This is a genomic window from Photorhabdus cinerea (assembly GCF_011189575.1).
Classification (GTDB): domain Bacteria; phylum Pseudomonadota; class Gammaproteobacteria; order Enterobacterales; family Enterobacteriaceae; genus Photorhabdus; species Photorhabdus cinerea.
On sequence record NZ_PUJW01000007.1, the window covers coordinates 133800 to 158171 of the forward strand.

Below are 24372 nucleotides of genomic sequence, written 5' to 3' on the forward strand. Positions count from 1 at the left end.
AGCGAAACGATCGATTCCGGCAAAACCTTAGCCATCAACAACAAAATGACACTACCCGCGCTCATTCGTTGACGAGCACCCTGGAAATTAAAGAGGAAGTCGGACTCGCTACGCGAAATTTTTTAGTCATCAATGTGATAAATGCTTTAGTAGCTGGTGACGACTGACGTTCATCAAACACAGCTAATCCAACGCGTCGTTTCACTTTTGGATTCAGAGCCTTCTTAACATAACGAGCTTCGATAGTCAGCGGCAGAGATGACTCAGCAACAATCGTCACCGCATCCCCACATGCAACCGTGGCCAAGGTGCTTAACAATTGAGACGTTCGATAACGAATATTGGGTTGCAACTTTGCTGATAAAAAAAGTCTGGAAACCAGTTCAGCCGATCCCGCTTCTGTCAACACGAATGGACCGACACACAGATCCTTCAATGTCACGGTATCTTCCAATGCCAAAGGATGATCTGTCGGCAGCAACGCCACCATCTGATCTTCAAGAATCGGATAGGTATCGAATTGATCTTCCGGTAGCGTCACGAATCCCACATCTACTCGCCTATCCATAAGCCATTGCACAACTTGCCTGTCAGGTCCCTCATCAACATGAATCTCAATACCAGGATAAAGCTTGCGATAGTCAGCCAGTACCGCTGGCAACAGCCGCAGGGATGAGGTTGGACCAAACGATCCGATCCGCAACGTCCCCCACTTCATTCCTCGTACATCGGATGCTTCTTGCTGCATGGTCTCCGCCAGACCAAGAATTGCCTGGGCTTTCCGAAGCAAACTTTCCCCTATATCTGTCAGTTCAATAATTCCTTGATACCGATGAAACAGCTCTACACCCAGTTCCTGTTCAAGGACTCTGATGGCATGGGAGACCCCAGACTGAGAGATCTTGAGCTGGGCTGCTGCTAAGGTAAAGCCCTTCCGTTCGGCAACAACAGCAAAAATTTCGAGCTGAGTTAAAGTCACTATCTCCCCCTTGAGTAATCACTCATTTCCTCATGATCATACATCTGAATAAGTATATGCAATGCGGGTATAAAGCTAATAGGCAAGGCATGCTCGTCTAGCACTCACCAGAGTTTCCAAACCATAATTAATTAAAAAGGGGATTTTATGAGTTACCAATGGTCTTCAGACGGAATATCTTCCATATGGCCGGAGATCAACAGAACATTCTTATCTCTCCGTGGATTTTCAGACAAACTCATTCCAATGAATGAGACTCAGAGAACCTACAAAAAACTCCTGATGGGACTTGATGCAATCACCACTTGCGAAATGAAAGAGCTTTATAGATTCAAAATTATATTAGCTCAAATGGACGAGCAAGAAATCTCTCGCCCTGAGCTTTGCCTTATCCATAAAGCATTCACTGCTTGGGTGAAATTTGATTACGATAACGCGAGATCGCTTCTGACACAGCATATTCGAGCTTACCCATCGGATATTGTTGCGATCTTCTTTATTCACATGCTTGATTTCTGTACAGGAAAAACAGCCAAACTGAAACCTCTTCTGCTTTATTGTGACGCATACATTCCTAAAACTCATTACCTCTATCCATACTATCTTTCCATAAAATCATTCGTCCTTTGTGAAGATCAATGTTTTAATGATGCCTTAGAGATTGGTATTGAATCTGTTAAATTAATGCCAAACAACATATATGGCATTCATGCTGTCGCGCATGCCTTGCATGAGCTAGGTCGCTGGAAAGACCTTTGCCACTTCCTGACCGACTGCAAAGAGAATTGGATAACCAACGCCGGGATGCGAATGCATGTGTACTGGCATCTGGCTATTGCTTACGAACGATCCAATGAAATCACACTGGCACTGCAAGCTTTTGATGAATTATATGCGCTAAAAGACAATCCATTCGCCAAACAGGACCTGGACGCCGTAGGATTCTTATGGCGGCTCAGGCTCAAATCTGCTGATACCAAGTTCCAACCAATATGGGAGCGTCTTGCCATCCTTTGGACAGGAAGCATCAGCGCATCCACATCTTACTTCCACAAGATCCATGCAGCATTAGCTTTTTCTGCAACAAACCAGTCTTTCCTTATCGAGAAGCTGATCGCAGAAAGTGATGGATTTGGCATCGAACCTGACACACATTCCACAGGTATAGACGTCCTTAAAGCGATCTTACTATTCATAGCTAAACACTACGAGGAGTGTCTAAGCAAACTCTACCTCAGCCATGAGAAGTGGCCATTATTAGGAGGTAGCCGTGCTCAACGTGAAATATTGGACCAGACCATGGAATACGCTGCCTTAAAAGCATCTTCTATCATATAAATTTCGACACTAACAAACATGAAAAGCAATCACACATTAACGCAGTCGGTCAACAACCATTCAACCTATATCAAGCTGTCTCTTGTCGCTATCATCTGGGGCGGGACATTTGTTGCAGGTCGATACATTTCTGCCGAAACGCCCCCCTTACTCTCAGCAAGCCTGAGATTCATTCTTGCGGCCATGACACTAATCATCTTCCTTATTCTATCGGGAAAAATGTTCGTCAAGATTAATCGGCATCAACTATTGAAAATCATTGGACTTGGCTTCTGCGGGATATACACCTACAACCTTTTCTTCTTTTATGGTCTGCATCACACCACCGCATCCAGAGCTTCACTTATCGTAGCGCTGAATCCAGCAATAATGGCGATTTTTTCATATTTCTTTTATAAGGAAAAGCTATCGCCATTAAAAGCACTGGGAATTACATTTTGCTTGCTTGGTGCAATAATCGTGATCTTTAGCAAAGCACCACAACTTACTGTTGGAGAAGGGGGCAACTGGTTAGGTGACGCGTTGATCTTCGGCTGTGTTTTAAGCTGGGTTGCTTATAGTGTCTTCTGCAAGAACATCGTAAACCAAATCGGTCCGCTACACACAGTGACATACTCCATTCTGGCGGGAGCTATCATGCTGACAGCAACTGCCATTTTTACCGAGCAAATGAATTTATCGGCAATACATGCATTATCTATTACAGATCTCTACAGCGTACTTTATCTTGGCGTAGTGGGTTCAGCAATAGCCTACATCTGGTATTACAACGGAATCCAAAGGATTGGTTCCACTCGCTCTGGCGTATTCATTGCACTTAATCCTTTAACCGCGGTATTGCTTGGCGCAGTACTATTAAATGAAGGATTAACGTTCCCAATGTTCGTCGGAGGTGCCCTCGTTATTGGAGGTATTCTGATCTGCAATAAGACATCAACCAGTAAGAAACTTATTCCACACAAATCTAAACCTGGGATCGACCATATAGTTAAAACAAAAAGTTACAGGAGATAAACCAGAATTTTACCCTATCGACGCTTTGGTACAGAACAAAAGCGTCGATCTTACAAAAACTGATGGCAAACCTGATTTCTGGACTTAAAAACCGTGAATGTAAGAAACTTCAACGGACATTTGCATATCAAAAATTGGAACGGAGAAATGCAATTCACAACCTCTCTCTCTAACAAGCCAAAAAATAATCACTTTTCCTACATTACCTCATGTCAATAGACTTGTTTGTTCCACTTTTCCAAAATCGGCATTTGCTTAATTGGTTAAGTCATTTTATAATCAATTAATTGACTTTTTATAGTCTATATTTAGTCTTCTTTGATATGAGGGATTCTATGCGTTATTCAGAACAGATTAAGCCCATTAGTTACCTAAAAGCCAATGCAGCTACGGTGATGACGACACTCGCTGAGTCTCGCTCACCGATGATTATTACACAAAATGGCGAGGCAAAAGCGGTGATTCAAGATATTGCCTCTTATGAGCAGACTCAGGAAACTATAGCGTTGTTAAAGATTTTAGCTTTAGGACAACAACAAGTTAAAGCAGGTGAAGTCACACCAGTAAATGATGTGGTTCAACGTTTAAAGAACAAAGGGAAGTTCTCCTAATGCCATATCATATAGTGCTGACTAAAAATGCCGAAGCGGATTTAGAGGATATTTACGATTACATTGTCGAAAATGACAGTTCAGAGAAAGCCGATTATGTATTGGATCAGTTGCTGAAAACAGCAGACAATCTGGCTAACTTTCCTGAGAAAGGCAATTATCCCAAAGAGTTGCAGGAGTTAGGGATTCGCGACTTCCGCCAAACATTTTTTAAACCTTACCGGGTCATTTATCAAATCATAGATCAACAGGTGGTCATTTTTGTGATTGCCGATGGTCGACGGGATATGCAAACCTTGCTTACGCACCGGTTGCTAAGTGTATCTGCATGATAAGTAAGGATTGGAGCGGGAAACGAGACTCGAACTCGCGACCCCGACCTTGGCAAGGTCGTGCTCTACCAACTGAGCTATTCCCGCATTACTGACTGGCTGGCTGGTGATAACTTGAGACAATACATTAATCTCACGATATCGATTTCAGGCTTGAACTTGGAGCGGGAAACGAGACTCGAACTCGCGACCCCAACCTTGGCAAGGTTGTGCTCTACCAACTGAGCTATTCCCGCGTCACTGATGGGCTAATGACAGCCTGAAACAACATACTAACTTCCAACTAACTACCAAATTTGGAGCGGGAAACGAGACTCGAACTCGCGACCCCGACCTTGGCAAGGTCGTGCTCTACCAACTGAGCTATTCCCGCAATCTTTTTAGTATGCCATCATACCCTATGAAATTCTTCATCGGTACGGGGAGCGCATTATACGAGAAATCCTTGCGCTCGCAAGCCCTTCAACGCAAAAAAATAAACTTTTCGGTCGAGTGATGATTTAAACACCAACTCAGATTAATTAATCATCATACCGGGCTTGCATTATCATACCAGCAAAGGACAAAAATCAAACGTTCTTGTTACTCTTGTTACGATTGAATAAAATGTTCCCGATAATAAGCCAATTCAGCAACTGATTCGCGGATATCATCCAGTGCCTGATGAGTATTTTGTTTTTTAAATCCAGTCAGGATCTCTGGATTCCAGCGACGGGCTAACTCTTTCAATGTGCTGACATCCAGATAACGGTAGTGGAAATAGGCTTCCAATTCTGGCATATAACAGAACAGGAAACGGCGGTCCTGACCAACACTATTACCACAAATGGGTGAAACACCCGCCGGAACCCATTTTTCCAGAAATTCAATCGTCGCCTTCTCGGCGCCACGCGCATCAATTTTGCTTGCTTTAACACGTTCAACTAACCCACTGCCAGTATGAGTACGCACGTTCCATTCATCCATCAGAGCAAGTTGTTCATCAGACTGATGAACCGCAATGACAGGTCCCTCAGCCAAGATATTCAAATTTGCATCAGTGACAATTGTTGCAATTTCAATAATGCGATCCCGCTCTGGATCTAAACCCGTCATTTCCAAATCTATCCAGATAAGATTGTGCTCACTTTTTGACATGTTATATCCTAGGTTAGAGAGATAATTCTCATTAATGGTGTATCATAACGCTTTTAAGAAATAGCAGCGATAAATGCGGAACAAGTGAGGTTTAGTGGCTAAACATAAACTATCCAAAGGCCAACAACGGCGGGTACAGGCAAATCATCAGCGCAGACTGAAAACACAGGATAATAAACCTGAAATGGATGACAGCCAGTTAGGTGAACCCCAAGAAGGTCTGGTCATTAGCCGTTTCGGTCAACATGCTGACGTAGAGGCAAAAAACGGTTCTATACAACGCTGTAATATCCGCAGGACTATTCGTTCACTGGTAACCGGTGATCAAGTGGTATGGCGTCCTTCACTACAAACACAAACGGATGTTAAAGTGAATGGCATTGTTGAAGCGGTTCACGAGCGTATTTCCGTACTTACACGCCCTGACTACTATGATGGCATCAAACCTATTGCCGCCAATATTGACCAAATAGTCATCGTTTCGGCAATTCTTCCTGAGCTTTCACTCAATATTATCGATCGTTACCTTGTTGCCTGTGAAACACGGGGTATCGAGCCATTGATTGTACTGAATAAAATCGATCTACTGGACGAAGAAAGCCGTGAGTGGGTCAGCGAAGTGATGTCTACATACCATAATATTGGTTACCGAGTATTACAGCTATCAAGCCATACTGGTGAAGGTATGGAAGAGTTGGTAAAAATGCTCGCTGGCAGAATCAGTATTTTTGCTGGTCAGTCCGGTGTGGGTAAATCAAGCTTACTCAATACACTCCTGCCGGAAGATGAAGAAGAAATATTGGTCAATCAGGTTTCCGATGTTTCTGGTTTGGGTCAGCACACTACGACTGCATCCCGCCTTTATCATTTTCCACATGGCGGTGATGTTATTGATTCTCCCGGTGTACGGGAATTTGGGCTATGGCATTTAACACCAGAACAAGTCACTCAAGGTTTTGTGGAATTCCGTGATTATCTGGGAAGCTGTAAATTCCGTGATTGTAAACATCGGGATGACCCAGAGTGTGCGTTACGAAAAGCTGTAGAAAATAATGAAATAGCTGAAGAGCGTTTTGAGAATTATCACCGTATTCTCGACAGCATGGACCAAATTAAACCACGCAAGACATTTACAAAAAACAATAGCTAACTGACATCAAATAAAAGGGCAGGTACAATAACACCCTTTTGTCTAATTTGCCGATAATAAAATCCAAGAGGTTGACGTGCTGGATAACATTAAAATCAGGTTGCATTATTTACTCCCTAAACAGGGAATTACTAATCTGGCAGGCTGGTTTGCAAACAAAAAGGCTGGCTGGCTCACCCAACTAGCAATCAAGGCGTTTGCCCGTGTTTATAAAGTGAATATGAATGAAGCGAAAGCGCCTGAATTTTCAGCCTATACTACATTCAATGAATTCTTTATCCGTCCGTTAAAAGATGGTATTCGCCCGATTGTCAGCGAAGAACATCAATTAGCGCAACCTGCTGATGGTATCATTAGTCAGTTAGGTAATATCCAATCAGACCAAATTCTCCAGGCCAAAGGTCACCACTATACACTTGAAGCCTTGCTAGCCGGAAATTACCAGTTAGCAGAAATATTCCGTGATGGGCAGTTTGTAACCACTTACTTATCACCTAAAGATTATCACCGTGTGCATATGCCTTGTGATGGATTGCTGAAAGAGATGATCTATGTTCCCGGTGATCTATTCTCTGTAAATCCACTGACTGCCGCCAACGTGCCAAACCTGTTCGCTCGTAATGAAAGAGTCATCTGCCTGTTTGATACTCACTTTGGACCAATGATACAGATTCTGGTTGGTGCAACTATCGTCGGCAGTATTGAAATGGTCTGGTGTGGTACAGTGACACCACCACGGGAAGGCATCATAAAACGTTGGACTTACCCTGAAGCTGGTGCAACTGGCGCGATTTCTTTCAAGAAGGGTGAAGAAATGGGGCGCTTCAAACTGGGCTCTACCGTTATTAACCTGTTCGCAGCAAATCAGGTGCAGTTAGCCGGGAACTTAAACAGTGGTTCAGCAACCCGTATGGGTGAACTATTAGCCCAGGCTGTAATACCTGAAGAACCTACTGATAACATAAGCTAATTCCCTTCCAAGGAGAGCCCTCTATCGTGCGCCTGATTATCAGCTTATTGCTTAGCCTGCTCATTATTAGTCCAGTTTTTGCTGCTACTCAACTTGATGAAAACCAGCTCAAACAAGAACTGAAACAAATTGAATCCAGTAAAAATCCGCAGGATGCAGAAGTTGCTCAGGCGCTTCAAGGGGCGCTCAATTGGATTGCCGATACTAAATCTACTAACGACAGAACGCAGAAATATCAGGCTGCCATTGATAACTTTCCAAAAATAATCAGAGAGCTTCGTCAAAAATTACTTGCTGAAAGTGATACTCCCCGCCAAATTCCTGCTAACCAGTCAATCGCAAATCTTGAGCAGCAGATTATTCAGATCAGCAGTCGGTTGCTGGACCAAGGTGGGCAATTACAGCAAGAACAGGACAAAGGGCGGGAAATCAGCGACTCCCTTGGGTTATTACCACAACAACAATCAGAAGCACGACGCCTTCTGACTGAAGCATCCTCTCGCCTTCAATCATTAGGAACACCATCCACTCCATTAGGAGAAGCTCAATTTGCTTTAGCTCAAGCCGAAGTAAATGCTCACAAAGCGACAGTTAATGAACTGGAAATAGCTCAGCTTTCTGCCAATAACCGGCAGGAAATTTCCCGTATGCGAGTTGATCTGTTCAAAAAGCGTTATCAGCGACTTGATCTTGAGCTGCAACAACTCCGCAGCCAACTCAATGCACAACGCCAGCAAAAAGCAGAATTAGCTCTGGAACATACCGAAATGCTGGCAGAACAAAGTGATCAACTACCCAAATTTCTGCTTGATGAATTACAACTGAACCGCCATTTATCTCAGGAGCTAAATCAGCAAGTACAACGAATGAATACCATAGGCTCAAAGCAACGCCAGGCCGCCAGTGATATTATTCAAGTCCGGCAAGCACTGAGTACCATTCGTGAACAGGCACAATGGCTTGGTGGCTCTACGACGCTTGGGGAAGCACTTCGAACTCAGCTTGCCCGTTTACCCGACATGTCTAAACCTCAGCAACTTGACCGGAATATTGTCAAATTCAGGGTCGATCGGCTGAAATACGAAGATATGCTAGAACAGTTACAAAAAGAAACAAAACCAACGCAGGCAAACAACGTTGCACTGACGGCCGAACAAGAACGGATTTACGATTCCCTGATTCGTACCCGTAAAGAATTACTCAATTCACTACTATCTGGTTATGACAGTGAGATTCTTGAACTAACCAAGCTAAAAGTCTCTACCAACCAGCTAAACGATGCACTGACAGAAGTAAAAGAAGCCACCCACCGTTATCTGTTCTGGGTCGCAGATGTCAATTCTGTTTCGCTCAATTACCCTATTAATGTTGTGCAGGATCTGACTCGTTTATTATCACTGGATACTTTCTCTCAGTTAAGTGGTGCCCTGATAGTCATGCTGACCACTCAGGATACACTGCTATATCTGCTTGGCGCGCTACTCCTTGTGATATTCAGTATCAGCTCTCTCCGCCACTATCACGCATTTCTTGAACGCGCGAGTAACCGTATTGGCAAAGTAACATATGATCACTTTTCCCTCACTTTACGTACTGTGTTCTGGTCAGTTATTGTCGCATTACCTTTGCCAATGCTCTGGTCTGCAATTGGCTATGGGCTGCAAAGCGCCTGGCAGTATCCAATGGCGATCGCCATTGGATACGGTGTCAGTGCGACGACGCCCGTATTATGGATCTTTATGCTGAGTGCGACTTTTGCACATCCAAATGGATTATTCATTGCCCATTTTCGTTGGCAGGAAGAACGGGTCAAACGGGCATTGCGATTCTACCAGCTCTCTATCTTTGCCATTGTGCCATTGGTGATGGCACTAATCACTTTCGAACATTACAGTGATCGAGAATTTGCCTCCACACTTGGCAGGCTCTGTTTCCTGATACTGTGCGTCTCCTTAAGCTTGATTACCAGCAGCCTGAAACGGGCAAGAGTCCCGCTCTATCTGGATAAAAATGGCTCCGGTGAAAACGTTATCAATACTGCTCTCTGGTGGATTTTACTCTCTGCGCCGATAATCGCAGCTCTGGCTTCCATACTGGGCTATTTCAGTACATCGCAGGCATTACTGGGACGTTTGGAGACTTCTGTTGCTATCTGGTTCTTCCTGCTGGTTATTTACCATATTATCCGGCGCTGGATGTTAATTCAGCGACGCAAGATCGCCTTCGAACGGGCAAAACAGCGGCGGGCAGAAATTCTGGCTCAACGTGCCAAAGGAGAAGATGATTCAACGGGTTCAAGCAGCATCGAAGGTGCTATTGAAGTTGACGAACCGATTATTGATTTGGATGCAATTAGTGCCCAATCATTGGGACTGATACGTTCAATTCTAACCATGTTTGCGCTGGTTTCATTGATTTGGCTCTGGTCAGAACTCCATTCAGCTTTCTCATTCCTAGAAAACATCCGTTTGTGGGATGTCACCACCACAATGAACAATATAGAAACTATCCAACCCATCACCATGGGTTCTGTATTGATTGCCATACTGGTCATTATTATCACAACTCAATTGGTACGTAACCTGCCCGCACTACTTGAGCTGGCCTTATTGCAGCATTTGGAGTTAACGCCAGGTACTGGCTTTGCCATTACCACACTGACTAAATACACCATTACCCTGATCGGAGGCTTAGTAGGTTTCTCGCTGATTGGTATTGAATGGTCAAAACTACAATGGCTTGTTGCTGCGCTAGGGGTTGGGCTTGGTTTTGGTTTACAAGAGATCTTCGCCAACATCGTTTCTGGCCTGATGATCCTGTTTGAAAAGCCCATCCGTATCGGTGATACCGTCACTATCCGCAATCTGACCGGCAGCATCACCAAGATCAATACACGGGCAACAACGCTTTCAGATTGGGACCGGAAAGAGATTATTGTTCCTAACAAAGCCTTTATCACTGAGCAGTTTATTAACTGGTCATTGTCAGACACCATCACCCGTGTCGTACTGACAATTCCTGCTCCGGCAGAGAATAACAGCGAAGAAATCACCCAAATCCTGTTAAATGCGGCCAAACGCAGCTCTCTGATCCTGGATAACCCGGCGCCTGAAGTGTATCTGGTTGATCTCCAGCACGGCATTCAGATATTTGAATTACGTATTTATGCCGCTGAAATGGGGCACCGGATGCCTGTCCGCCATGAAATCCACCAGCTTATTCTGCAAGAATTTCACAAGCATGGTATTACTCTGCCATTCCCGCCATTTCAGGCTAGCATTGATATAATTGGTCAAAATATCCGCAGCACTACAACCAATATGTCAGGCCGAAATCCACCACGTCAACCGGGTAGTTTGTAAAAAATGATGAAGCACTGAACACCCGTACTTAAATCAACCCACTCTATTTCAGGCAAAGTATTACCTTTTACCGCCATCCTATGCCTGAAATAGACTTTGCGAAGCAATCAATGTCGCCCCACAAGAGGTTTTCATTCCCTCCAGAGCATATGTTTGCCCATTAGAGCCGACTATGCCAGGCGTTCCTTCCACGATGGTTTGATTGCCACCACATTTTGGACAGGATACCGCATCCCCAACCCGAGCCGCTTTCTTCCCCAACACATCACAGCTTTCATCACCGGTTAACACTTTGCCACCATGCGAAGTCGAATCCCCAACCAAAATAATGGAACGTAACATATTTCACCCTCTTAACTATTAATTGAATATTAATTTCAGCTTCCGCCATCTGGCTATCAAGGCGTCATAACTTCTTAATTAAGGCAAACCTCCCCCAATCAAATTCATCAAAATAAACTACATAATCAAGTTACCTGAACGCCTATAAAATTTACATCATCAACTGTTTTAAACCACAATTTTCATACATTCAAACAATCAACCTTGATATTCATCAGATCAAAATATAAATTTACATTAACAGTTGAGCACAAAAGAAGCGGAGTTGATAATATTTTACAAGGGATGGGGACCTTTCTGGCCACCGTCTGCGCTAACCCCGATCAGGCGATTTCTCAGGGGGCAGATTATGTCCGACAACTTCCCCAGAAAGCCATTGACCAGATAACCCAACAATTTGTCCCCGCTCTGTTATCTACGTTAGGTGTAGTGATTGAACCGGGTGGCCGGGTGGCACTCAGTGAACAGAGCTATCAGGAAGTACTCAAGCGGCTGGAATCGAAAACGAATCGCCACCTGCCAGATCCAGCGGTGCGGACACAGGCTATTTTAACTGGAGTAAACGCCTGGAATCACTCGGCAATAAACCGGTGATAACCCTGCCTGCGGTTAAAACCAGTGCAGACTCACCGGTTCAGCTTTTTACCTTGGAAGGAGCCGGTAAACCTTCTATTGGCTTACTGTTTGATTCTTCAATGACCGGTGTCAGCCTGTTTTTAAATACGTTTACCCTATCGGACGTGCTCACGCAGACAGAATATGCCCGTAACAACCCGTTACAACCCGGCCCGACCTATATGAATCTGCTACGCTTTAGTACCGCGGTGATTGGTATGAGTGCTGATTTAGCCTCTATCGGCTCGACGCTGGCGAGCAAAGTGAACTCCCCGATAGTCAAGGCGCTGATGAATGGGATAAAAGTACCTACCATCAATACGTCCATGGTCAGTCAGTTCTCCCGGGTTGCCGGTAGCGTGGCAGGCTATTTAGGGGCGATGGTTTCCTTCTATGATGCCAGTAACGCCTTTAAAGTAGGTAATAAAGTGGAAGGTTATAGTCAGGTGGCGATAGGGACAGGCTCCATTATTCTGACAACCGCGGTCTGGATCGGGGTTGCCGCAGGCACCTTCCTGACAGGGGGGGTACTCACTGCGATAGTCGCAGGAGCCAATTTGTTTATCGGTGGCAGCATCGTTCAAGCCAGCAGTGCCTGGTCAGATTTAGAGAAAGTGTTGAATAACTGTTTCTGGGGGGCGGGGAAGAAATATGATTTTTGGCCAGAGGATGAGCGTCCAAGTATTTTGGGACAACTCAAGACCGCAAGAAAGATGGATAATGTTACACAAAACTGCTTTTCTATAGAAAATCAGGAATTTCTAAATCTCTTTATTCAACCACAATTAAAAATACAGCAGGGGATTGGAATTACTACCTATCGTTTTACCCTGCCAGCTTTTCAGATGAGTCTCTCAAATATCCGAAGGGTTTTTGTAACTCCGTCTAGAACTCCCTACTATTGGGAAGGAAAAGTCGATTATATTGAGATTAACCGCCTCAAATATACCCCTGATGCTTTTCGCAATGCCAAATTCAGGGAAGCTCAGGAACAGGCCAAATTGACCCTAAATGGCGATACAGCAACGTTGGAGATAACAGTCACGGAAACAATGGGCGTTTATCCCCGCAGTAGCGAACTGTACTGGTATTATGAGCAATCAGAAAATGTCATCGCCCCTCTGCGCTATCTCCAGGGAGAAGTACCCACAGCAGAAAATATCATTAAAGGTAGTTTTGACGGAGAACGCATATTATGAAGCAGCGATTAAAAAGATTACTTAAAAAATGGTTTCCTACGATTCATCCACTGCCAGCTAAACGGCTGGCTCGTTGGGAAAAAGCTTCTAGCGAACCGCCGGATATTAAAACTCTATAGCAATGTAATTGGCTGGTATTATTGGGATGTCCTGAAAAAATCTGGATGATCCTGTACTTTCATAAAATACCCCTAAAGAGCATCAATAAGGTTTTTAGTAGTGATAACGACATTGCACAATAATGATTGCTTCGTCTGTCACCTTGTAAACCAAACGATGTTCTCGATCAATCCGCCTGGACCAATACCCCGACCAATTATGTTTTAAAGGCTCTGGATCACCCAGCCCATCAAAGGGCTGCCGTTTAATATCTTTAATTAACGTATTTATGCGCTTTAAGATTTTTTTATCAGTTTGTTGCCAGTGCAGATAATCCTCCCATGCCATCCCCACCCAAGATAAAATCATTCTTCCAACAGTCCTTTTTCAACGGTTTTACCAGCTTCCACTTCCGCAATGGCCTGGTTCAAACGAGCAGCATTTTTGGGACTGGCCATCAAGTAGGCTGTCTCTTCATAAGCCTGGAAATCCTCTAAACTAATAACGACCGCTGGTTTACCGTTCCGGCGAGTGATAATAATGGGCTTGTGGTCATCATTTACTTTATCCAGAGTTCTGGTCAAGTTAGCCCGAAATGCTGAATAGCTCATCGTATTCATAGTCATTACCTCCCAATGTTGTACCCATAACTGTACTTGTACAAATATAAGTACGCAAGTGTTGCACTAATGATATTTCTGTGACTCCAATCCAATCTCATGAAGAAAATTACTGAGTGGGAATTTTCGATGATAATTTCATGTTTTCCACCCGGAATTTTCATCTGACAAAACCGACGACAAACTTAAACAGTAAAAAAATGAGAGGTGTTTTTAGGGCTTAAATGTATTAGCTTAAACCCTGAAAATTAACTTTTTTATCCATTTTTCTATTGCGTTATTTTTTATGGTTTTTTTCATAAAATAACGCTTAAATACCCGTCTTTTCAGATAATATTCTTTTACGGGCTAATTTCTTTTCAACTTTCTATTAATGGTTGATGGTTTTGATTAAGTGCGATTAACCATCTTTCTGAAAATCTGCACTTATTTAGTTAACCCCTCTTGATATAAAAGTTTTAATATCTCTTCATTTACTCTTTTAAATAGTTATGGAGGTTAGGCAAATGAATTAAACCAGCTTTTTTTAGTCACTTTATGTCTATTTAAAAACCGAGCATTAATCGATAACCTATCCTTTAATCCTTGGCTGATAGATAACTAAGTTAATCACCGATAAAAAGAAATTTGCTATCGCCAAAAAATGGAAATGTAAGTTTCAACGATTACCTTTAGTTTTTCATAAACTTTTTTCAGCCATTCAAAATCTTTTGTTTAAGCAAATTTTCTTAATGCGGTTAATCCTGTTAAATATTTTTATATAATCTCATATTTCTGTTTTTTAGTTAACTCGTCATTTTTTAATAAACTTAAAATCCGCTTTTCCTGATGTTTTCTCTTCCAATATTAGTGTAAAACCGCATTTTTTACCTGCTTAAAAAAATCTTTAATCATTTATGTTTTACCTTTAATGATTAAAGTTTTTACCTGTTTCTTCGTAATACATTTACCCTTTTTCCAGATTTTAAAACCACACTGATTTTGTCTCAGAGCAACAGTAAAAACAGAAAAACCGCGGGATGTTTCCATCCACACGGCTTGATTTGAAAAGACCATTACTCATTAAATGCCAATTAAAGAACTCGCATTTTCACCAGTAATCTAAACCAATAGCACTTAATGATGATTGACCAGTTAAACCTGATACATTTTGCATAAATAGCGGGAAACAGCATCATCCGCATTTGAGCCAATCACATCCATATCTGGCAGGATATCTTTCAAGCGCTGGTGAGCATCCCGCATAATACAACCCTTACCTGCCGCCATTAGCATTTCCAGATCATTCATCCCATCACCAAAAGCTATGCAGTCACTTAGTTTATAACCCATAGATTTAGCAACTTGCTCAAGTGCATGACCTTTGGAAACACCACCAGCCATAACCTCCAAACAATTACGCAATGAAAAACTCACATTTACTCTATCACCCCAACGTGCGTTAATTGCTTCCTCCAGAGTAATCAATAAATCATGATCTTCACAGGTAAAGTAAACTTTGCACACACCATCAGTCTTAAAATTATCACGCTCAAAAAGCTGATAATGGAATACTGACTCCTGGAAAAATGCTTCCTGCTCAGGGCTTTCACGATTCATATACCAGTCGTCATTACGGTAATAATTCGTCAGAATATTGGGATTATCAAACTCCATTAAACATAAGTCATGCACAATATCAGGATCAACATTGTGACTGAAAACCAATTCACCCGCAGTATTATGTACCCTAGCACCATTGGAAGTGATCATATAGGCATCAATACCAAGACCATCCCGGATTTGCGCAACATCCACATGGTGACGGCCGGTAGCAAAAATAAAATGGATGCCTTTTTTTATCAGTAAATTAAGCGTTTCCTTGGTGTAAGAAGTTAATTTGTGATCAGGAGACAGCAAAGTGCCATCTAAATCTGAAGCAACAATGTGATACATAGTTATAGTTCCTAAATTAAATCAATTTTGATCAAAAAAATCACAAATGGCGTTGAGTGCCTGGCTACGTAATTTATCTTTTTCAAACAGGATTTCATGATGTGCCCCCTGTATAATCAAAGGTGACTGCTCTTGAATGAGAATCTCTTCTTTCTGACGTAATTCACAAAAAGCCCGTAATTTCTGATTATTAATGACCTTATCCTCGCTGGCTTTTAAAACCATCAGTGGCGTCTCAATTTTCCCTGCTTTTTCTATCAGTATGTCGCCAACCTGCATACTTTCCCGCATCCAATGATATGTCGGGCCACCTATGCGTAATTCTGGGTAATCAGCGTAATAACGAAGGTAACGGCAATAACGTTCCTGGCTATGTGTCAGAAGGTTGATCAAATAAGGCAATGGGCGCCATTTCCCGGTCAATATTGCGTAATTGTTGCGTATATCCGGGTACTTTTCTGCCCGGTTTACCAGAAAGGTTGCCAACCAACGTGGCATAGGTAAGTTAATACCAAACATAGGAGCACACAGGGCCGCTGCATCAAAAACCTGGCTATGACGTAATAAGAATCCCCCTAATATTGCCGCCCCCATGGAATGAGCCAGCGCATAACAGTGGGAATAATGACGAGGAAGAATTTCTCTTTCTATAAACGTTTCAACATCATCAATATAGTCATTGAATTTTTCTACATGCCCTTTTTGCGGATCTTCAAGCATCCTACTGGATCGCCCTTGCCCACGATGATCAATAATAAAAACATCGTAGCCCAGGTGATAGAAATCAAATGCCACTTCCGGGTATTTGACATAACTTTCACTACGGCCAGGCAAGATAACAACCGCTCTATGATTCTTTGTGGTTGTACAAAAACGGACATAGCGTATCAGCACATTATCGACACCGATAAACTCATGTTCTTCTCTGGTTTGCCAGAAATCTAACAGAGGCCCGTTAGCAAAAGCAGAGAACTGTATCTCACGATTGAGCCAGCTTTCTTTCAATCTTTCGGGCGTCATAAATTGTCCTCAAGCTATTCGAATTCCTCCAGATGTTCACAGATCAAAGCCATAAAAACGCTACCAAAACGTTCAAGTTTCCGTTGCCCTACCCCGTTGATTAATAACATTTCATCAGAAGTGACCGGGCATTGCTCTGACATTTCAATCAAGGTGACATCGTTAAATACAACAAAGGGAGGGATATTATTTTCGTCAGCAATCGATTTCCGCAACTTACGCAGCTTAGCAAACAGCTTACGATCGTAATTACCACTATATGATTTACTTTGCTGACTGCGCCCTTTCAGACTCTGTATTCGTGGAACAGCCAGTTTCAGCGGAACTTCACCACGCAATACTGGCCGTGCGGCTTCTGTTAATTGTAGTGCAGAATAATTGGTGATGTTTTGACTGATAAAGCCTAAGTGAATAAGTTGCCGCAATACACTGATCCAATACTCTTGGCTTTGATCTTTACCGATGCCATAAACTGGTAAATGGTCATGCCCCATATCACGGATACGCTGATTATTCGCGCCTCTGAGCACTTCAACGATATAGCCGATACCAAAGCGCTGACCAACCCGGTAAACACAAGAAAGCGCTTTTTGCGCATCCACCAGACCATCATAATTTTTAGGTGGATCAAGGCAAATATCACAGTTGCCACAAAGGTTTTGCTTATTTTCACCAAAATAATTCAGCAATACCAGACGGCGGCAAGTTTGTGCTTCGGCAAAAGCGCCCATTGCATTAAGTTTATGCCGTTCAATATCCTGTTGCGTGCCAACAGGTTTCTCTTCCAAACAACGGCGAAGCCATACCATGTCAGCCGGATCATAGAACAACACCGCTTCCGCAGGAAGTCCATCACGTCCGGCCCGCCCTGTCTCCTGATAATAGGATTCGATATTACGTGGAATATTAAAATGAACCACAAACCGAACATTGGGTTTATTAATTCCCATACCAAACGCGACTGTTGCCACAACAACCTGCAAGTCATCACGCTGAAATGCATCCTGTACCCGAGCACGCTGGCTGTTATCTAACCCGGCATGGTATGGAGCAACACTCAAGCCACGTTTTTGTAGGCGTTCTGACGTTTCTTCAACTTTACTGCGGCTGTTGCAGTAAACGATGCCACTTTTGCCTTTCTGAGCACGGATAAATAGCCATAATTGATCTAATGGCTTGTATTTTTCTATCAAGGTATAACGAATATTGGGACGATCAAAACTGCTGATATGGATAAGCGGATTATTAAGATTCAGTAGGCGGACAATATCATTGCGGGTAGTTTCATCAGCGGTCGCGGTCAACGCAATGACCGGTAATGTTGGAAACCGTTGCCTGAGCTGCCCCAACGCCCGATATTCAGGCCGAAAATCATGGCCCCATTGTGAAATACAGTGTGCTTCATCCACCGCCAGCATAGCCGGTTGCCATTCCAGAAGTTGCTCAAGGAAGTTATCCATCATCAAGCGCTCAGGGGCGATATATAGCAATTTGATCATTCCCTGACGGCAGCGCCGTATCACATCAATCTGCTGTTCGCGAGACTGAGTTGAATTCAGGCAATCAGCAGCAACGCCATTTGCCTGCAATTGATCCACCTGATCTTTCATCAGAGAGATCAATGGGGAAACAACCAACGTGATCCCGCCCTGTACCAGTGCCGGGATTTGGTAACACAACGATTTACCACCACCCGTCGGCATAATGACCAGACAATCACGCCCTTCAAGAATGGTATTAATGACTTGTTGCTGTCCAGGCCGAAATTGCTGGTAACCAAAGGTTTCCCGCAATACCTGCTCTGTCAGTGATATCGTATTGATGACTTCTGCGGTAGACACACTTTTCCTCAACCATTAAAAAATCACAGACGCTATTCAAAACGCCTGTGCATTATGCTATCTCACTCTTGGAATAATTACAGCATGTCATTGAACAATCAGCCCGATACCAACACAGTCTGGACAAATCTTTGACTATTTCCCTTTCCCCGAAGTTAATCAGCTGACTTCAATACTTTTAAGTACGAAATAGTCTATTTTCAGTAAGTTAAGCCCAATATTGGGGTTTCAATTTGTCATGGTTACATCCAATCATATTATTTAGTAATTTGATTTTTTTCAGGTTATTACTCTATATTCCCGGCAAACTGGCAAGGTTAGCAACAAAAGCATAATATCAACAATTCATTAACTATATAAAGTCATGTTAATAACACATACCTTGATTTGGGATTAAATTAAATGCCTACAACTGAAATAACCCTAGAGGAAGCCCGTCAACTGATTGGAGATGCTTTTGTTCACCATATGCCCTTTAACCAGTTATTAGGGCTTGAATTACTTCGATTTGAACAGGATTATGCAGAAATACAGTTCCATAATCAGAGTAAGCTGGTAGGTAATATCGCGCAGAAAATTTTACATGGTGGTGTGATTGCCTCAGTCTTGGATGTATGCGCCGGACTGGTCTGCATCGGTAATACGTTAAGCCGTCTGACCCCCATTTCACGAGAAGAATTAGAAAAGCGATTATCAACAATGGGAACTATCGATTTGCGGGTGGATTATCTACGCCCCGGCAGAGGTGAATTATTTACTGCTACCAGTAGTATTATCCGTAGTGGAAATAAAGTTTCTGTTGCCAGAGCTGAACTCCATAATGAGCAAAGAGCCCATATTGCCAGCGCAACGGCGGCTTATCTGGTAGGCTAATCATATAATTTTAACTATTTAATCCATTGCGTAATATTCAGCCCGATGACATATTATTTCCATGTTAACGGGCTAAAAGCTCATAACACTTTTTCCACCTTTAATTTGCATCAGGACAATATGAACAAACCACAAACTACCAAAGGAGTTCTATACGCCTTAGGAGCCTGTTTTATCTGGGGAATTGCTCCAGTTTATTTTAAATATATTCAGCAAGTACCTGCCGACGAAATTTTGACCCATCGTGTCATATGGTCATTTTTCTTTATGTTGCTGCTGGTAACATTAACTCGCCACTGGTCACAGGTAGCCAAGGTTTTTCATCAACCTAAAAAAGTGCTGCTGCTGGCCGTGACTGCTACTGTAGTTGCCTGTAACTGGCTGATTTACATCTGGGCGGTCAATCACGGTCATATGTTGGAAGCCAGCCTGGGTTATTTTATTAGCCCACTAGTTAACGTTTTGTTTGGTATGCTGTTTCTGAGTGAGCGTTTCCGTCGAATGCAATGGGTTGCGGTTATTCTGGCCTTTACCGGCGTGTTAATCCAGCTATGGCAATTTGGCTCTATACCGGTCATTGGGTTAAGTTTAGCGGTCACTTTTGCCTTGTATGCCCTGCTTCGTAAGAAGATGAATGTTGATGCGCAAACGGGTATGACGATTGAAACACTGTGGTTACTGCCGGTTGCGGCCATTTACCTGTTTGGTTTTGCCAACAGTCCAACCAGTGATTTAAGTACTAACTCTACAACACTTAATTTATTGCTGATTTCTGCGGGCATTATCACTACTGTGCCATTACTGTTATTCACAGAAGCTGCTGCTCATCTGCGTCTATCTACGCTCGGATTCTTCCAGTATGTCGGCCCAATACTGATGTTCTTGCTGGCAACCTTGGTTTACGATGAACAAATAGGCACTGACCGGCTGATTACTTTCGGCTTTATCTGGGCTGCATTGATGCTATTTACACTGGATGCCGTGTATACACAGCGTAGATTGCAGAGATAGCAAAAATAATGAAAAGAACCATCAGATTAGCCAAAACAACAGAACAAATTGCCCTTGAAGCACTTCAGTTACGTGCTTCTCTGATGTGGGAAGAAAATCGGGAATTATTATTAGCAAATCCTCACATGATAGAACTCCCTACAGAATATATTGAAGCAGGGTATGTTTATATTGCGGAACAAGCTGGCGTAATTCTAGGGTTCAGTGTTGTATTGCCGCAATCTGATGGAGATTCAGAACTTGATGGATTATTTGTTGAACCCACTGCCTGGCATCAAGGTATCGGCAGGCAAGGAATGTATTTCTCGTCATTCAAACATATCATGAACATTCATTTTTGTTACTAATTTCTGATTATCTATACCCTATGGATTTCAAGATGCATCGCGACGGCAAAGGAGCGAATCCCCGGGAGCATAGCGAACTATGTGACCGGGGTGAGTGCAGCCAACAAAGAGGCAACTTGAAAGATAACGGGTATATACCGGATCGACGGTAGGCCAGCCATTATTATGGCAATACAAAAGAGCAACTAATTCACGGATAAATTCGAAATCAATGGCGGCAAACTCTGTTTGGTGGACGGAACTTGATTAAAACAAAATGCCGGATAAAGAGAACCAGCATTTTGTCAGTAATCTGTAATACATTACAACCAATTCTTCCGCTTAAAATAAAGATACGGCGCAAGGCCAGCCGCAATCATTAGACCAATTGCGCCCGGATAACCAAATGTCCAGTGCAACTCTGGCATAAACTCAAAGTTCATACCGTAACTGGAAGCCACCAGCGTTGGTGGCAAAAATACCACTGAGACAACTGAGAAAATTTTGATAATCCGGCTCTGTTCTATATTGATAAATCCCATTGCTGCCTGCATCAGGAAGTTAACTTTCTGGAACAAAGATTCATTATGTGGCAACAAGGATTCGATATCCCGCAGTATTTCACGGGCTTGCTCAAGTTGATCAGCCGGTAAACGGGCACGTCGCACCAAAAAGTTAAGCGCGCGCTGAGTATCCATCAGGCACAAACGAACCTTCCAACCAATATCTTCCTGCTCAGCAAGACTGGACAAGGCAATGTCAAACTCATCCCCCTGTTTCCCTTCCATAATGACCCGGCTCAGGGATTCCAGCACGCTATAAATATTTTCGATAACATCAGCCAGCTGTTCGATTTTTGTTTCAAACAAATCCATCAGCACTTCATAAGCATTACCATCAACTAATATCTGATTACGAGCACGCATACGGTACAATCGGAATGCAGGGAGCTCACGCTCTCGCAATGTATAGAGACGACCATCACGAATAGTAAATGCAACTGTCGCGTTGCCAGCATGGTCTTCTGCGTCTTCGAAGTAAAAAAATGAGTGGACGTGTATTCCGTCTTCATCTTCAAAAAAACGCGCTGATGCCTCAATATCATCCAATTCCGGTCGGGTTGCCAAAATCTGGCCTAATTCATTTTGGACATGAAGCCTATCTTGTTCTTCCGGCTCAACCAAATCTACCCACAAGGAATCGGATAACTTTTCTCCCTCTTCTAATTCAAGACGGAGCAGGCGATTATTCTCTAACTTAAATGCGCTCAGCATGTATCATAAGTCTCCTTTACTCCCTACATGATCGTAAGGCGCGAATGTTACGCTTAGAAGAAAAAGCGTGTCAACATTCAACCTGGATATTATTTTCAGACCGTTTCAAGCCTGGCATAAGCAGCTACCAGCCACTTAATCCCTTCGCCCTGAAACGCGATTTGCAACCGGCTATGTTCACCATCACCCTCCATATTAACAATGGTTCCTTCACCAAATTTAGGGTGACGAACTCGTTGTCCGAGAGTATAACCGCTATCATTGGAACTTATTGGCGTACCTAACCGACGATGGCTGACTGGACGAGATACTGTCGCACGTAACCGAACCTCTTCAATACATTCTGGCGGCAGCTCCCCAATAAAACGGGATGGCCGATGATAAACTTCTTTGCCATATAAACGGCGGCTTTCTGCATAAGTGATTGTCAACTTTTCCATTGCTCGTGTCAGGCCCACATAAGCCAGACGACGCTCTTCTTCCAAACGTCCACTTTCTTCAATCGACATCTGGCTTGGGAACATACCTTCTTCCATGCCAACAATAAATACCTGCGGGAACTCTAACCCCTTAGCCGAATGTAATGTCATCAGTTGCACCGAATCCTGATAGGCATCTGCCTGACCTTCTCCTGATTCCAGCGCTGCATGAGAAAGAAATGCCTGCAATGGCATCAAATCTTCATCCTCATCTTGATAATTAAATTGGCGGGTTGCAGTGACAAGTTCCTCAAGGTTCTCTATACGCGCCTGTGCTTTTTCACCTTTTTCCTGCTGATACATCGCTCGCAGGCCAGAATCACGAATAACCCTGTCAGTCTGAACATGCAATGGCATATCTTCAGTTTCTGATGATAACGCCTCTATCAGTTCAATAAAGCGCTGTAAGGAAGAAGCTGCACGCCCAGCCAGTACCTTCTCCTGAAGCAAAATTTGACAACAGTCCCACAACGTTTCCTGCCGTTCACGGGCAGCCTGGCGGACAATATCCAACGTTCTGTCACCAATACCACGGGTAGGCGTATTCACCACGCGTTCAAACGCCGCGTCATCATTGCGGTTAGCAATTAAACGTAAGTAAGCCAGTGCATCTTTAATTTCCTGACGTTCAAAGAACCGTTGACCACCATAAATACGGTACGGCATTGATGCCTGTAACAGCGCCTCTTCCAGTACACGGGACTGGGCATTGCTGCGGTAAAGTATGGCACAGTTTTTCAACGCACCCCCGTTTTCGAGCCAGTTTTTAATCCGACTGACCACATAACGAGCTTCATCCAATTCATTAAATGCACAATAAAGGGAAATGGGTTCACCCTCTACACCATCAGTCCACAGATTCTTACCCAGACGATCACTGTTATTAGCAATCAGTGTATTTGCAACCTTCAGAATATTACTGGTAGAACGGTAGTTCTGCTCCAAACGGATAGTTTCAGCGCCAGAAAAATCTTTCAGAAAACGCTGAATATTCTCAACCTGAGCCCCACGCCAGCCATAAATAGATTGATCATCGTCCCCGACAATCATCACTTTGCCCGTTTCCCCTGCCAGCAAATGAATCCAGGCATATTGAATACTGTTAGTGTCTTGAAACTCATCCACCAAAATATTAGTAAAGCGACCACGGTAGTGTTGCAAGATCTGCGGTTTATTCAGCCACAGTTCATGAGCCCGTAGTAGAAGCTCAGCAAAATCTACCAGCCCGGCCCGATCACAAGCCTCCTGATAAGCCTGATAAACTTTCTGCCATGTCATCTCAACAGGGTTGCCATAACTTTCAATATTCTGTGGCCGCAACCCTTCATCTTTTTTGCCGTTGATGTACCACATACCCTGACGGGCCGGCCATTGTTTATCATCCAAATTCATCGCTTTGATAATACGTTTAAGCAAACGATGCTGATCTTCGCTGTCAAGAATCTGAAAATCCTGTGGCAGATTGGCATCCAGATGATGTGCCCGTAATAAACGATGGGCCAAACCATGGAATGTACCAATCCACATGCCCCCTTGACTGGTACCGATCAAGTTTTCAATCCGGTGACGCATTTCTGCAGCAGCCTTATTGGTAAAAGTCACTGCCATAATGGAAAATGGTGAAGCATTCTCCACTGATAATAACCAGGCAATCCGGTGTACCAGAACCCGGGTTTTACCACTCCCTGCTCCGGCCAGTACCAACATGTTTGTCCACGGGGCCGCTACAGCTTCCCGTTGTTTGTCATTTAGACTTTCGAGCAGATAGGAGACGTCCATAATTACCATCAGTTGATTAGACAGCAACCAAAGGCTGCTGTGTTTTTATACAGAATAATTTCTTGA

23 protein-coding genes and 3 tRNA genes are annotated in these 24372 nt (G+C 43.3%); 13 read left to right on the plus strand and 13 right to left on the minus strand.

The genetic code is table 11. The features are described from left to right. Window positions 1-61 precede the first annotated feature (61 nt). Entirely contained in the window at window positions 62-979 is a 918-nt protein-coding gene (locus C5469_RS08715) for a LysR substrate-binding domain-containing protein (protein WP_166304996.1), read from the minus strand. Between the two features lie 147 nt (window positions 980-1126). Here C5469_RS08715 and C5469_RS08720 point away from each other — a divergent pair, with 147 nt between their 5' ends. From C5469_RS08720 to C5469_RS08735, 4 genes are all read left to right on the plus strand, one after another. Then, complete coding sequence (locus C5469_RS08720; RefSeq protein ID WP_166304998.1) at window positions 1127-2317, plus strand: tetratricopeptide repeat protein; 1191 nt, start codon at window positions 1127-1129, stop codon at window positions 2315-2317. Window positions 2318-2335: 18 nt separating this feature from the next. Beyond that, window positions 2336-3331, plus strand: a complete 996-nt coding sequence (locus tag C5469_RS08725) for a DMT family transporter (RefSeq protein ID WP_166305001.1) — start codon at window positions 2336-2338, stop codon at window positions 3329-3331. A gap of 335 nt (window positions 3332-3666) precedes the next feature. Then, a complete protein-coding gene (locus tag C5469_RS08730) occupies window positions 3667-3942 on the plus strand; it encodes a type II toxin-antitoxin system Phd/YefM family antitoxin (protein ID WP_166305003.1) in 276 nt (91 codons plus the stop codon). After that, the gene (locus C5469_RS08735) at window positions 3942-4274 is read left to right on the plus strand and encodes a type II toxin-antitoxin system RelE/ParE family toxin (protein ID WP_166305006.1); all 333 of its coding nucleotides are present in this window, start codon (window positions 3942-3944) and stop codon (window positions 4272-4274) included. The genes C5469_RS08730 and C5469_RS08735 overlap by 1 nt, the downstream gene beginning before the upstream one ends. A gap of 11 nt (window positions 4275-4285) precedes the next feature. Here the strand turns inward: C5469_RS08735 and C5469_RS08740 are convergent. From C5469_RS08740 to orn, 4 genes are all read right to left on the minus strand, one after another. Next, window positions 4286-4361: transfer RNA gene (locus C5469_RS08740), tRNA-Gly, on the minus strand. A 73-nt stretch (window positions 4362-4434) separates the two neighbouring features. Next, window positions 4435-4510 (minus strand) — tRNA-Gly (locus tag C5469_RS08745). Between the two features lie 61 nt (window positions 4511-4571). Then, window positions 4572-4647, minus strand: a tRNA-Gly gene (locus C5469_RS08750). A 218-nt stretch (window positions 4648-4865) separates the two neighbouring features. Further along, window positions 4866-5411, minus strand: a complete 546-nt coding sequence (gene orn / locus C5469_RS08755) for an oligoribonuclease (RefSeq protein ID WP_166305008.1) — start codon at window positions 5409-5411, stop codon at window positions 4866-4868. Window positions 5412-5505: 94 nt separating this feature from the next. On the opposite strand from orn, the gene rsgA reads away from it, so the two are divergent. From rsgA to mscM, 3 genes are all read left to right on the plus strand, one after another. Next, the gene (rsgA, locus tag C5469_RS08760; protein WP_166305011.1) at window positions 5506-6561 is read left to right on the plus strand and encodes a small ribosomal subunit biogenesis GTPase RsgA; all 1056 of its coding nucleotides are present in this window, start codon (window positions 5506-5508) and stop codon (window positions 6559-6561) included. 76 nt (window positions 6562-6637) lie between these two features. After that, window positions 6638-7531: an archaetidylserine decarboxylase gene (gene asd, locus C5469_RS08765; protein ID WP_166305013.1), complete on the plus strand. Its 894-nt coding sequence runs from the start codon at window positions 6638-6640 to the stop codon at window positions 7529-7531. A 26-nt stretch (window positions 7532-7557) separates the two neighbouring features. Beyond that, on the plus strand, window positions 7558-10893 hold the full coding sequence (gene mscM / locus C5469_RS08770; protein WP_166305016.1) for a miniconductance mechanosensitive channel MscM: 3336 nt from the start codon (window positions 7558-7560) through the stop codon (window positions 10891-10893). A gap of 78 nt (window positions 10894-10971) precedes the next feature. Here mscM and C5469_RS08775 read toward each other — a convergent pair whose 3' ends face one another. Further along, window positions 10972-11235: a PAAR domain-containing protein gene (locus C5469_RS08775; protein ID WP_166305019.1), complete on the minus strand. Its 264-nt coding sequence runs from the start codon at window positions 11233-11235 to the stop codon at window positions 10972-10974. Between the two features lie 285 nt (window positions 11236-11520). On the opposite strand from C5469_RS08775, the gene C5469_RS08780 reads away from it, so the two are divergent. From C5469_RS08780 to C5469_RS24030, 3 genes are read left to right on the plus strand one after another with little or no spacing between them, the layout of a single operon-like run. Next, entirely contained in the window at window positions 11521-11829 is a 309-nt protein-coding gene (locus C5469_RS08780; RefSeq protein ID WP_166305022.1) for a hypothetical protein, read from the plus strand. Next, on the plus strand, window positions 11826-13049 hold the full coding sequence (locus C5469_RS08785; protein WP_166305025.1) for a hypothetical protein: 1224 nt from the start codon (window positions 11826-11828) through the stop codon (window positions 13047-13049). Before C5469_RS08780 ends, C5469_RS08785 begins: the two co-directional genes overlap by 4 nt. Further along, complete coding sequence (locus tag C5469_RS24030) at window positions 13046-13168, plus strand: hypothetical protein (RefSeq protein WP_278249751.1); 123 nt, start codon at window positions 13046-13048, stop codon at window positions 13166-13168. The genes C5469_RS08785 and C5469_RS24030 overlap by 4 nt, the downstream gene beginning before the upstream one ends. Before the next feature lie 94 nt (window positions 13169-13262). Here C5469_RS24030 and C5469_RS08790 read toward each other — a convergent pair whose 3' ends face one another. The 5 genes from C5469_RS08790 to recQ form a co-directional block, all read right to left on the minus strand. Then, window positions 13263-13517, minus strand: a complete 255-nt coding sequence (locus tag C5469_RS08790) for a Txe/YoeB family addiction module toxin (protein WP_166305030.1) — start codon at window positions 13515-13517, stop codon at window positions 13263-13265. Beyond that, a complete protein-coding gene (locus C5469_RS08795) occupies window positions 13514-13768 on the minus strand; it encodes a type II toxin-antitoxin system Phd/YefM family antitoxin (RefSeq protein ID WP_166305033.1) in 255 nt (84 codons plus the stop codon). Before C5469_RS08795 ends, C5469_RS08790 begins: the two co-directional genes overlap by 4 nt. Window positions 13769-14902: 1134 nt before the next feature. Further along, window positions 14903-15703, minus strand: a complete 801-nt coding sequence (gene yigL, locus C5469_RS08800) for a sugar/pyridoxal phosphate phosphatase YigL (RefSeq protein ID WP_166305036.1) — start codon at window positions 15701-15703, stop codon at window positions 14903-14905. 21 nt (window positions 15704-15724) lie between these two features. Further along, window positions 15725-16723, minus strand: coding sequence for a lysophospholipase L2 (pldB, locus tag C5469_RS08805; RefSeq protein WP_166305039.1), 999 nt, complete (start codon window positions 16721-16723; stop codon window positions 15725-15727). Window positions 16724-16737: 14 nt separating this feature from the next. Beyond that, window positions 16738-18564 carry an ATP-dependent DNA helicase RecQ gene (gene recQ / locus C5469_RS08810; protein WP_166305042.1) on the minus strand — a complete coding sequence of 609 codons (1827 nt, stop codon included), beginning with the start codon at window positions 18562-18564 and terminating at the stop codon, window positions 16738-16740. Window positions 18565-18966: 402 nt separating this feature from the next. Here recQ and C5469_RS08815 point away from each other — a divergent pair, with 402 nt between their 5' ends. The 3 genes from C5469_RS08815 (at window position 18967) to C5469_RS08825 (ending at window position 20795) form a co-directional block, all read left to right on the plus strand. Then, entirely contained in the window at window positions 18967-19437 is a 471-nt protein-coding gene (locus tag C5469_RS08815; protein WP_166305045.1) for a thioesterase family protein, read from the plus strand. A 120-nt stretch (window positions 19438-19557) separates the two neighbouring features. Beyond that, window positions 19558-20448 (plus strand): EamA family transporter RarD, encoded by an 891-nt coding sequence (gene rarD, locus C5469_RS08820; RefSeq protein WP_166305048.1) that lies wholly within the window; start codon window positions 19558-19560, stop codon window positions 20446-20448. A gap of 8 nt (window positions 20449-20456) precedes the next feature. After that, complete coding sequence (locus tag C5469_RS08825; RefSeq protein ID WP_166305051.1) at window positions 20457-20795, plus strand: GNAT family N-acetyltransferase; 339 nt, start codon at window positions 20457-20459, stop codon at window positions 20793-20795. Window positions 20796-21097: 302 nt separating this feature from the next. On the opposite strand, the gene corA is transcribed toward C5469_RS08825, so the two are convergent. Beyond that, a complete protein-coding gene (gene corA, locus C5469_RS08830; RefSeq protein ID WP_054480821.1) occupies window positions 21098-22048 on the minus strand; it encodes a magnesium/cobalt transporter CorA in 951 nt (316 codons plus the stop codon). Between the two features lie 95 nt (window positions 22049-22143). Beyond that, window positions 22144-24306: a DNA helicase II gene (gene uvrD, locus C5469_RS08835; protein ID WP_166305054.1), complete on the minus strand. Its 2163-nt coding sequence runs from the start codon at window positions 24304-24306 to the stop codon at window positions 22144-22146. Window positions 24307-24372: the final 66 nt, after the last annotated feature.

Coding starts and splice junctions, on each gene's coding strand:
- rarD (WP_166305048.1), top strand. CDS start 19,558: ATGAACAAACCACAAACTACCAAAGGAGTTCTATACGCCTTAGGAGCC.
- uvrD (WP_166305054.1), bottom strand. CDS start 24,306: ATGGACGTCTCCTATCTGCTCGAAAGTCTAAATGACAAACAACGGGAA.
- C5469_RS08795 (WP_166305033.1), bottom strand. CDS start 13,768: ATGAATACGATGAGCTATTCAGCATTTCGGGCTAACTTGACCAGAACT.
- C5469_RS08735 (WP_166305006.1), top strand. CDS start 3,942: ATGCCATATCATATAGTGCTGACTAAAAATGCCGAAGCGGATTTAGAG.
- orn (WP_166305008.1), bottom strand. CDS start 5,411: ATGTCAAAAAGTGAGCACAATCTTATCTGGATAGATTTGGAAATGACG.
- C5469_RS24030 (WP_278249751.1), top strand. CDS start 13,046: ATGAAGCAGCGATTAAAAAGATTACTTAAAAAATGGTTTCCTACGATT.
- pldB (WP_166305039.1), bottom strand. CDS start 16,723: ATGACGCCCGAAAGATTGAAAGAAAGCTGGCTCAATCGTGAGATACAG.
- C5469_RS08780 (WP_166305022.1), top strand. CDS start 11,521: ATGGGGACCTTTCTGGCCACCGTCTGCGCTAACCCCGATCAGGCGATT.
- C5469_RS08790 (WP_166305030.1), bottom strand. CDS start 13,517: ATGATTTTATCTTGGGTGGGGATGGCATGGGAGGATTATCTGCACTGG.
- C5469_RS08775 (WP_166305019.1), bottom strand. CDS start 11,235: ATGTTACGTTCCATTATTTTGGTTGGGGATTCGACTTCGCATGGTGGC.
- C5469_RS08730 (WP_166305003.1), top strand. CDS start 3,667: ATGCGTTATTCAGAACAGATTAAGCCCATTAGTTACCTAAAAGCCAAT.
- C5469_RS08825 (WP_166305051.1), top strand. CDS start 20,457: ATGAAAAGAACCATCAGATTAGCCAAAACAACAGAACAAATTGCCCTT.
- yigL (WP_166305036.1), bottom strand. CDS start 15,703: ATGTATCACATTGTTGCTTCAGATTTAGATGGCACTTTGCTGTCTCCT.
- corA (WP_054480821.1), bottom strand. CDS start 22,048: ATGCTGAGCGCATTTAAGTTAGAGAATAATCGCCTGCTCCGTCTTGAA.
- C5469_RS08815 (WP_166305045.1), top strand. CDS start 18,967: ATGCCTACAACTGAAATAACCCTAGAGGAAGCCCGTCAACTGATTGGA.
- C5469_RS08725 (WP_166305001.1), top strand. CDS start 2,336: ATGAAAAGCAATCACACATTAACGCAGTCGGTCAACAACCATTCAACC.
- C5469_RS08720 (WP_166304998.1), top strand. CDS start 1,127: ATGAGTTACCAATGGTCTTCAGACGGAATATCTTCCATATGGCCGGAG.